The 9,428-nt window shown below is 42.2% G+C and carries 11 protein-coding genes; 4 read left to right on the forward strand and 7 right to left on the reverse strand.

The features are described 5' to 3' along the window. Positions 1 to 573 (reverse strand): hypothetical protein (locus ACH2DQ_RS13070; protein WP_395027019.1); only part of this gene is annotated, 573 nt, incomplete at its 3' end. A gap of 264 nt (positions 574 to 837) precedes the next feature. On the opposite strand from ACH2DQ_RS13070, the gene ACH2DQ_RS13075 reads away from it, so the two are divergent. Continuing rightward, positions 838 to 1,818, forward strand: a complete 981-nt coding sequence (locus ACH2DQ_RS13075) for an SPFH domain-containing protein (RefSeq protein WP_394912790.1) — start codon at positions 838 to 840, stop codon at positions 1,816 to 1,818. A gap of 35 nt (positions 1,819 to 1,853) precedes the next feature. Continuing rightward, positions 1,854 to 2,033, forward strand: a complete 180-nt coding sequence (locus ACH2DQ_RS13080) for an Arc family DNA-binding protein (protein ID WP_394912791.1) — start codon at positions 1,854 to 1,856, stop codon at positions 2,031 to 2,033. A gap of 40 nt (positions 2,034 to 2,073) precedes the next feature. Here the strand turns inward: ACH2DQ_RS13080 and lepA are convergent, their stop codons facing one another. The 3 genes from lepA to gpr all read right to left on the reverse strand — a co-directional run bounded on the left by lepA (position 2,074) and on the right by gpr (position 6,488). Continuing rightward, positions 2,074 to 3,888, reverse strand: coding sequence for a translation elongation factor 4 (gene lepA / locus ACH2DQ_RS13085; RefSeq protein WP_394912792.1), 1,815 nt, complete (start codon positions 3,886 to 3,888; stop codon positions 2,074 to 2,076). 301 nt (positions 3,889 to 4,189) lie between these two features. Then, positions 4,190 to 5,491, reverse strand: coding sequence for a stage II sporulation protein P (locus tag ACH2DQ_RS13090; RefSeq protein WP_394912793.1), 1,302 nt, complete (start codon positions 5,489 to 5,491; stop codon positions 4,190 to 4,192). A gap of 43 nt (positions 5,492 to 5,534) precedes the next feature. Next, positions 5,535 to 6,488 (reverse strand): GPR endopeptidase, encoded by a 954-nt coding sequence (gpr, locus tag ACH2DQ_RS13095; RefSeq protein WP_394912794.1) that lies wholly within the window; start codon positions 6,486 to 6,488, stop codon positions 5,535 to 5,537. A 431-nt stretch (positions 6,489 to 6,919) separates the two neighbouring features. On the opposite strand from gpr, the gene rpsT reads away from it, so the two are divergent. Beyond that, a complete protein-coding gene (gene rpsT, locus ACH2DQ_RS13100) occupies positions 6,920 to 7,183 on the forward strand; it encodes a 30S ribosomal protein S20 (RefSeq protein WP_027296967.1) in 264 nt (87 codons plus the stop codon). Positions 7,184 to 7,332: 149 nt separating this feature from the next. Here rpsT and holA read toward each other — a convergent pair whose 3' ends face one another. Then, positions 7,333 to 8,310 carry a DNA polymerase III subunit delta gene (gene holA / locus ACH2DQ_RS13105; RefSeq protein ID WP_394912795.1) on the reverse strand — a complete coding sequence of 326 codons (978 nt, stop codon included), beginning with the start codon at positions 8,308 to 8,310 and terminating at the stop codon, positions 7,333 to 7,335. A gap of 53 nt (positions 8,311 to 8,363) precedes the next feature. Between holA and ACH2DQ_RS13110 the strand changes: the two genes are divergently transcribed. Then, positions 8,364 to 8,636, forward strand: coding sequence for a DUF6783 domain-containing protein (locus ACH2DQ_RS13110; RefSeq protein WP_394912796.1), 273 nt, complete (start codon positions 8,364 to 8,366; stop codon positions 8,634 to 8,636). A 155-nt stretch (positions 8,637 to 8,791) separates the two neighbouring features. On the opposite strand, the gene ACH2DQ_RS13115 is transcribed toward ACH2DQ_RS13110, so the two are convergent. Both ACH2DQ_RS13115 and ACH2DQ_RS13120 read right to left on the reverse strand, forming a co-directional pair. Beyond that, positions 8,792 to 8,998: a small, acid-soluble spore protein, alpha/beta type gene (locus ACH2DQ_RS13115; protein ID WP_044296589.1), complete on the reverse strand. Its 207-nt coding sequence runs from the start codon at positions 8,996 to 8,998 to the stop codon at positions 8,792 to 8,794. Between the two features lie 90 nt (positions 8,999 to 9,088). Next, positions 9,089 to 9,274 (reverse strand): PspC domain-containing protein, encoded by a 186-nt coding sequence (locus tag ACH2DQ_RS13120; protein WP_394912797.1) that lies wholly within the window; start codon positions 9,272 to 9,274, stop codon positions 9,089 to 9,091. Positions 9,275 to 9,428 lie beyond the last annotated feature (154 nt).

A 9,428-nucleotide genomic window follows, 5' to 3' on the forward strand; every position in this document is an offset into this window, starting at 1 on the left:
TATTTCAATATCACCATTGTAAACGGTTGCTTCCTGATTTATATATTCTTCATTCCGCTTCGTGGTCAGAGTACCTGCAACATAATCCTCTTTGTTCTGAATTTCTGCCTCTGTGGTTATGTACATAACCGGAAGCTGGCTGCAATATAGATTACAGGAAAAATTATTTTTACCGTCATCCGTATAAACCGTCACTTCAATAAAAGTTTCCAAATCTTTTTCTGACGGTATGTAGGTGTTTGTGCCATTATCGATTGCATTGCCATTCACAGACCACTTATACATTAGCTCCCCTGATACAGGTTCCCCATGCAGTTCTACCTTAAGCGGCATTCCGGGCTTTGCATATTCCGTTGTAAATTCAGCATAAGTTGCAGCATTCTCAGCCTTTGCAGTCAATGACGGCACCATCATCCCCAGCATGCAAATCCCCGCTGCCAGAATCATGTAAACAGAAATGACGGATGCAAACTTCCCCAAAAAATGCTCCCTGGATGAATACTTTCTTTCTAGACACTTTTTCTTAACAAACCTTCTTTCCAAAAACCTTCTCTCTAAAAACCTCTCTCCCATCTTTTTTCTCCTCTCACATTATTTTTTCTCCTTGCTTACCCCTTTTCCCCTGCAATTTCATGCTATATTTCTGTTTGGAGTATAACATTTTTTCCTTTATTTTACAACGGATTCCAGCCTCATATCAGGGAAGTATAACAATGCATAAAATATAAGACAATATTTCTAAAATTCTTTTAAAACATCTTGACTTTCAAACTATTTGAGGTTATTATAATGATATCAATTTAATATCATTATAATCATCTGAAGGAGGATGGGATTATGGAGATCAACAAACAGAAGATAACAGAAGAGAAAGACTTAAAAGCAGCAAACGGCATGGGGATGTTATTTCTGTGCATTATCGGTCTTTTAGGAAGTGTTGCCCTATTTATTGTAGGTGTATCCGTTTTTGAAGGTGCTTTATCAGGCGTTGTTGTTACATTGTCAATCATTATTTTCACTGTTGCATGTATTGGATTCGGAGGCTTGAAAGTTATTAATCCGAATGAAGCTCTGGTTCTTGCACTTTTTGGTAATTACTACGGAACCTTAAAAAATGATGGGTATTTCTGGGTAAACCCATTTTGCTCTGCAATTAACCCCACGGTCAAAAGATATGTAACCGCTTCAGCCGGAAACGGAGCAAACGTTAATATCGGAGGAGACGGAAGCAAAAAAGTATCACTTAAGACATTGACCTTAAATAATGAAAAGCAAAAAGTAAATGATGAACTTGGAAACCCTATCGAAATCGGTACGGTAGTGATCTGGAAAGTAGAAAATGCAACGAAAGCCGTATTAAATGTAGAAAACTACAAAAAATACCTTTCTATCCAGTGTGATGCAATTACCCGAAATGCAGCCAGAAGATATCCTTACGATACCAGTGAAGGCGGGGATGAGAGATCACTTCGGGGCAGCAGCCAGGAAGTTGCTGACATCATGAAAGGTGAATTACAGGAAAAAGTTGCAGATGCAGGCATTAACATTATGGAAGTTCGTATTACCCATCTCTCCTATGCTCCTGAAATTGCTTCCGCAATGCTTCAGAGACAGCAGGCAGCCGCTATTATCGATGCCCGTCAAAAAATTGTGGAAGGCGCTGTCAGCATGGTGGAAATGGCTTTACAGAAATTAAGTGAAAATGAGATTGTGGAATTAGATGAAGAAAGAAAAGCAGCCATGGTTAGCAATCTTCTGGTTGTACTCTGCGGCAACAAAGATGCCCAGCCCATCGTAAACAGCGGCTCACTTTATTAAGCAAACATCTTTATTTCATAATTTAAAAGGGGAGGATGGCAGCATTGGAAAATAAACCAAAAGACAAAAGTAAAAAACAGGTTCCGTTAAGGCTGTCTGCCAGCCTCTGGAATGACCTGGCCCAATGGGCGGAAGATGACTTCCGCTCTATTAACGGGCAAATAGAGTATTTACTGACGGAGTGTGTAAAACATCACAAAAAAAAGGATTCCTGAGAGTTGGAATCCTTTTTTTATTACATGTTCTAAAATTTACTTATCTATCGTCCAGCTTCAGCACGCTCATAAAAGCTTTCTGAGGAATTTCCACATTGCCAATCTGTCTCATACGCTTCTTACCTTCCTTCTGTTTCTCAAGAAGTTTTCTCTTACGGCTGATATCACCGCCGTAACATTTTGCAAGAACGTCTTTACGCATTGCCTTTACCGTTTCACGGGCAATGATCTTACTTCCGATTGCTGCCTGAATCGGTATTTCAAACAGCTGTCTTGGAATCTCTTCTTTCAGCTTCTCACACATTTTACGCCCTCTTTCGTATGCGGTAGCCGCATGAACGATAAAAGACAGTGCATCTACTTCTTCCCGATTCACCAGGATGTCCAGTTTTACCAGTTCCGAACGTTCATAGCCCTTCATTTCATAGTCAAATGAAGCATAACCTCTGGAACGGGACTTCAGCGCATCAAAAAAGTCATAAATAATCTCATTTAAGGGCAGTTCATATTTTAATAATGCTCTGGTCTCTTCCATATATTCCATCCCTAAGTAAACACCCCGGCGTTCCTGGCAGAGTTCCATTATGGAACCTATGAATTCCGTTGTTACCATAATCTCGGCATTTACAACCGGTTCTTCCATATATTCGATTTCGGAAGGATCGGGCAGGTTAGACGGGTTGGTGAGTTCAATCACATCGCCGTTTGTCTTATATACCTTATAGATAACACCCGGCGCCGTTGTTACCAGATCCAGGTTGTATTCACGTTCTAAACGTTCCTGAATGATTTCCAGGTGTAATAATCCCAAGAATCCACAGCGGAAACCAAAACCAAGAGCAATGGATGTCTCCGCTTCAAACTGCAGGGAAGCGTCATTTAACTGTAATTTTTCTAAAGCATCCCGTAAATCCGGATACTTGGCACCATCTGCCGGATACATACCGCAATATACCATAGGATTTACTTTTTTATAACCCGGAAGCGGTGCTTTGCAGGGATTCTGGGCATTTGTGATGGTATCTCCCACCCGGGTGTCTTTTACATTTTTCAAACTGGCTGTGATATAGCCAACCATTCCGGCGCTTAATTCTTCACATGGAATAAATTGTCCTGCACCAAAATAGCCTACCTCAACCACTTCCGCAGTTGCCTTTGTAGCCATCATAAGCATCTGGGTGCCGCGTTTTACCGAACCTTCCTTGATTCTGCAAAATACGATAACCCCTTTGTATGAATCATAGATAGAGTCAAATATCAATGCCTGTAAAGGTGCTCCCGGATCGCCAGCAGGCGCCGGTATTTTATTTACGATCTGTTCCAGAACCTCATCTACATTCAGTCCTGTCTTGGCTGATATACGGGGTGCGTCCTGTGCTTCTATTCCGATTACGTCTTCAATTTCATTAATTACACGTTCCGGATCGGCACTTGGGAGATCAATTTTGTTGATCACCGGCATAACATCCAGATCGTGATCCATTGCCAGATATACATTTGCCAGAGTCTGTGCCTCTATTCCCTGTGCAGCATCTACTACTAAGATCGCCCCGTCACAGGCTGCCAGACTCCTGGATACCTCATAGTTAAAATCCACATGCCCAGGCGTATCAATCAGGTTGAAAACGTATTCTTCCCCGTCTCTCGCCTTATAGATAGTTCTTACGGCCTGTGCTTTAATTGTAATGCCTCGTTCTCTTTCTAAATCCATATTATCTAATACCTGAGCCTGCATTTCTCGGCTGGTTAACAGTCCCGTTTTCTCTATAATACGGTCTGCCAATGTTGATTTACCATGGTCAATATGAGCGATAATACAAAAATTCCTTATTTTGCTCTGATCTATCTCTGCCACGTCTGTTCCTCCTCAGTGGGTCGAATCGCTATCCGTCGACTTTATTTCCGCGAGCACCGAGCCAAACGGACACGCTGGCGCGTCCATGTGGCGACTGCCGCGAGGTTAAAAAACCCGCTGCTCGCAGCGTTTCAAATTTGATGCCCCATCGCTTGCAGCGGGGTTTTTGACTTCCCCGGGCAGCGAGCCTGGCGGACACGCCCGTATGTCCATCCAGCGACTGCCGCAAGGGTCAATTCTCCGCTGCTTAGAGCTGTATTTGACTTTCCAAGACAGTGTATCACATTTATTCCCCTCTTGTCTACTCCCCACTGAGTACCTGATGCAAAATATCTGCCAGAGGCAGCATGGCATTGCGCTCTTCCTCTACCGTGCTTAACTGGGTGCCGGATTCCACAAGCAGGGTCTTGGGACGCAGATGCATGTTAAACCGGTACGCCATCAGATAATTATTTCGCGTAAAATCAGGATAATATTCCATTGCCTTTAACTTCATCTGAAATGCAAATGCCAGATTATCCGGAATATACGGGTTGGGCAGATAGGTAATATCTCCATTCTGGGTTGTTCTGCTAAGTCCGTTGATAAACATAATCTGGGCGGTGGGCTTTCCATCAATCTCGGTTACCATTTTCTTACCGTCCACTCCATCTCTATGTAAATCAATGACCACTTCAATAGAGGGATTATCCGCTAATACCTGTGATACTTCCTCAAAAGCCAGATCATATGCCTTATTCCGGTCCAGTTCCCCATCAATCAAATCATAGACACCGGTATTATGAATTACATTGTAACCATATTTATTCCGCAGGATATTGGACAGATACTCTCCGATACCTACAATTGTAGTACTCACATCCCCCGGCACACTGTCAACAAACGCCTCCTGGGAATGGGTATGATAGATTAAAATCTGAGGCTTGGAATTGTCCTGTTCCAAAGTCATCTTCTCATTTATCAGGTTATTTACATCCAGATGCTCTCTGTCAATGGTAGTCGTCATATCGATTGCATAAAAGTTATTCAGGACGTAATCATAATCCAACAGTTTATCCATGGGGAATTCCACAACCGGCGACCGCTTAATCACGCCGGCATCTGCTGCAACGCTGTCCAAACTTCTCTGAGTGGCATCTCCTGTCTGGCCTTGCGTCTCCTCCTGGGCACTTGCCACTTCCGATTCCGGAGCAGCAATCGTTTCGCCGGTATCCTGCGGCATCTCTTCTTTTGGCCTTGGCACCATATTGTCTTCCGCCGCTGCTTCTGCCGCCAAAATCATTTCATATTCACTTTTGCTTTCTATATTCTGTTCGTAACCTTCCTGCATATTCACATATTCATACAAGGGAAAGCTTTCACTAAACAAATCAGACAACCAATGCTCCCCATTGCTTGTCTGATTTGCTGAGTAAGAAAGCCCGGGCATAAAAGTGCCCACAGACATTTCCTCAATTCCTTTGTAGATACTGGAAACTACAGATGATTTCTCAAACCATCCATTTTCCGATGCAATCCCGATTCCTCTATATATAATGTAACCCCCCAAAACAAAAAACAGCAGCCACAATATGATTCGTATCCATTTCTCTTTATGCTTCATATTCTCACCCCATATTCTTTAATATATGAGATGAAACTTTCATTTATGCCAACTGCAATGCAATATTTAATGCTTCTGATATGGTATATCCGATTCGTTTTACTGTTTCGTCAATATCCTTGGGCGTTACAAACATCGTATTCAGATGGGGGGAAATCAGTTCACTGATCATCTGATGCTTCTCCATTTGGTTCATGGTTCCCAGTACGCCGCCCAAATCCTGCATCTGTGGAGTTGCATCCATGGTTGCGACCAGGTTTTCCATAGTGTCGTTGACAATTGTTGCCGCATCTACAACGGTAGGGACGCCGATCGCAATTACCGGAATACCCAGGGAATCTTCGTTAATGCCGCTGCGGTGGTTTCCAACACCGGAACCCGGATTGATTCCCGTATTTGTTAACTGGATTGTCCTGCTGAGCCTTTTGGTGCTTCTGGCCGCCAGGGCGTCAACTACAATGGCAAGATCCGGTTTTGTTTCATCTACAACACCACGGATAATTTCCAATGTCTCCATTCCGGTCTGTGCCATAACGCCCGGAACAAGTCCGCTGACTTGGTTTGCTTTATCCATATCCATGGACGCCTTTCCGTATTCTTTGATTACATGGCGGGTGATTTTTACATTGTTTACAACATTGGGACCGATCGCATCAGGGGTTACTTCCCGGTTGCCAAGTCCGACAATCAGGACCGATTTTTCCTCTTCCCCCATGAGCTCTTTTAAATGTTTGGCGAGTTCTTTACTAATCTCCCGGTGATAATCTTCATCCGGTACAGACATGTTGGGCGCTTCCAGAGTGATATAAGTTCCAACCGGCTTTCCCATGGACTTTGCGCCATTTTCCGTCTCAATCACCACTGTAGTGGTTTTGATCTCCAGTTTCTCGTCTTCCTCCTCCTCGATCCTGACACCTCTGATCTTAACGTCATCCTCTTCAAAACTTTCTTTTGCCTCTAACGCAAGGTCTGTTCGGATATTAAATTTACCCAGCATATGTTCCTCCTTCTATGGGGTGCGCTGTTATAATAGAAAAAATCCATCGTCAGACACACCATCTCTTGTTTTTAGTTACTGTTCACACCCTTCGGATGCTCACAGTAACAGCATCTGCCCATTTAAAGTCGCCTTTGGCGAGGTGCTGTGCGCCAGTGGCGCACGTTTAGCACGGACCGAAGCGGAGCGTAGACCAGATGCCCGAATACCGCCACTTTATTGGCTCCGACACCGTGCAGCCAAGTGCACGGCACGGTCTGAGCAGTAACTGTTTTTACTATTTTTTACATAATTTTGCGAATTATGTATTGACAAGAAAGATATCTTGGACTAGAATATATGAGTATGTTTACATTAGAACGTCCGTGTCCGGCTTTAATGTAACAATAAAATTAATCATTTCAAATTAAAATATTTTGGAGGTGTACGGATTGGCTAACATTAAATCTGCAAAAAAAAGAATTTTAGTAAACAGAACAAAGGCTGAACGCAATAAAGCGATCAAATCTGGCGTTAAAACAGCGATTAAAAAAGTAGATGCTGCTGTTGTTGCACAGGATAAAGAAGCTGCAAAAGCTGCTTTATTATCAGCTACTGCTATTATTGATAAAGCTACTTCAAAAGGCGTTTATCATAAGAATACTTCTGCTAGAAAAGTTTCTCGTTTAGCAAAAGCAGTAAACAGTATCGCATAATTTTATACATGTAAGAAGAACCTTCGGCACCGTCAACCGAAGGTTCTTTTTTTATTCTTATTCACTACACAACCAAGTATTACCACACCTGCCAAAATTTATACACTGGAACATATCTCTAAATTGCTTTTCTGCAAATACTGGTGCCGCTAATGGCTATACTTCACAATTAATAATTCCACACTCATAACATCGTTCATCTGCCCTGTTTTAACCGCCTCTTCCGCCTCCACGCAGTCATTTACCGCCTCTTTCAACCGCTCCAAGGTAAAAGCTTCTGCCTGACGCACATAATTCCTTGCAATAAAGCTCTGGAGTCCGATCTTAGGCGCCAGTGCCTGGGTGTCAAATCCCTGATTACGCAATTCTTTTACCTGCATTAACAAATTAAACTGTCTCGTGATTAGAAATAAAATTCTCATTGGAGGTTCTTTCAATGCCAAAAGGTCATAATACAAGTCCAGTGCTTTTTTCTGCCTCTTTTCCGCAATGGCATTAATCATATCAAAGATCTTATTTACCGTGCGTGTCGTGCAGACAGCCTCAACATCTTCCACTGTGATCACATCATGCCCCATGGTATAGCAAACCAGCTTTTCCAGCTCTTTTTGAATATTCTCCATATCGGTACCTGTTTTTTCCATAAACAAATGCATGGTTGATTCGGTAATGTTTCGATGCTCTTTTTTCAGCGTTCCCAGAATCCATCTGGTCAGTGTCTTCTCATCCTGTCTGCCAAGTTCAACTACTCTTCCAGCACTTTTTACAGCCTTATAGACCTTTCCCCTTTTATCAACCTCATCCTCCACAAATACCATACAGGTGGATTCCGGTATCTGGGGAATATATTCTGCCATCTGGACATTGGCATTTTTAAAGAAACCGCTGTTTTCAATTAACAAAAAACGTTTGTCCGCAAAAAAAGGCATGGTCTCAGCCTGATCAATCACCGCCCTCACATCTATGCTCTTTCCCTCATATGAAGAAAAATTCATTGTGTCCCCTTCCGGAATCAGGGCATCTTTCAGCTTATTTTTATAGAGATGCTTTAAGTATGACTCTTCTCCATATAGCAGATAGACCTTCTTAAACTCTCCTTTATTTAAATCTTCCAGTAAACTTTTCATAAATATGTATCCATCCTAACTTTCATCATTTTCTTATTATAAAAGAAAAGCAGATGGAATTCAACCATTCTTTCTGTTATAACACTGGAAAGCTGGGATGTTACTGTTCAGACCGTACCATACACACTAGAGCGTGTTTGAAAATTCATTCCTGTCATCTGCACGCCCCAGTTTGCGGCATATTTGCCCCGAATTCAGGTTACATAGCCCGCTATGCGCCCTTCATCCGGGACAAATCTCCCACAAACTGGGACGCACAGCTGCCAGAAAGCAATTTTAAAACACGCTCTAGTGCCGCCCGGCTGCAAGCCGTCAAAACCAATTAAGTCATAACATTGCGTCATCTGGTTTACATGTTGCTTTCGGGCGGTGCGAAACGTGCGCCATTGGCGCACAGCACCCTCGCCGAAGACGATTTTGCATGGCAAGATGCCGTTACTGTGAACACTCAATGCCTATGAACAGCGACCTGAGGATATCTCTACCCTTGTAATGCTTCCTTTTTCAGCTCCCTTTTCCGCTTCGTCATTAATCCTCCAATGCGTCCGGTTTCTTTCGCTGACAAGGTTTTCCATCCAGATTCTAATACTTTATCTAATAATCCAAGTTCCTCAGCAATTTCGTATTTTAATTCTTCCTCTGGCGTTAAGTTATCTAACTCAATTGGTTTTTCTTTTTTCTTTGACATAAATTAAGCCATACCCCTTTCTGTTTTATCAGGAGTATGGCCTGTTTCACTGGTTTTATTCAAATATTATTGTAATCTTTTTATAATTTTTTAATATTCATCCGGCATAATGATTGCTGCAACAATGTAGATGATAATTCCTGTAGTGGTACATCCAAGCAGCACCATCAGCAGACGGATAATGGTAGGATCCACCTTAAAATATTCTCCAATTCCTCCGCATACACCACATATCCAACGATTACCTTTTGATTTATATAATTTTCTGGGTTCCATACTGATTTCCTCCTTATTTACTATTATTATGCGTTAACTTGTTCTTTCATTATACTAAAAATTCACTTCAATACTTCCAACGCCGCATTCTACCTTCATTTCTTTATCTGCGCCATTATCAATTTTTTTATCTTTGTCCAGCGCAGAATAGTTT

The sequence above is a fragment of the Robinsoniella sp. genome, assembly GCF_034124845.1.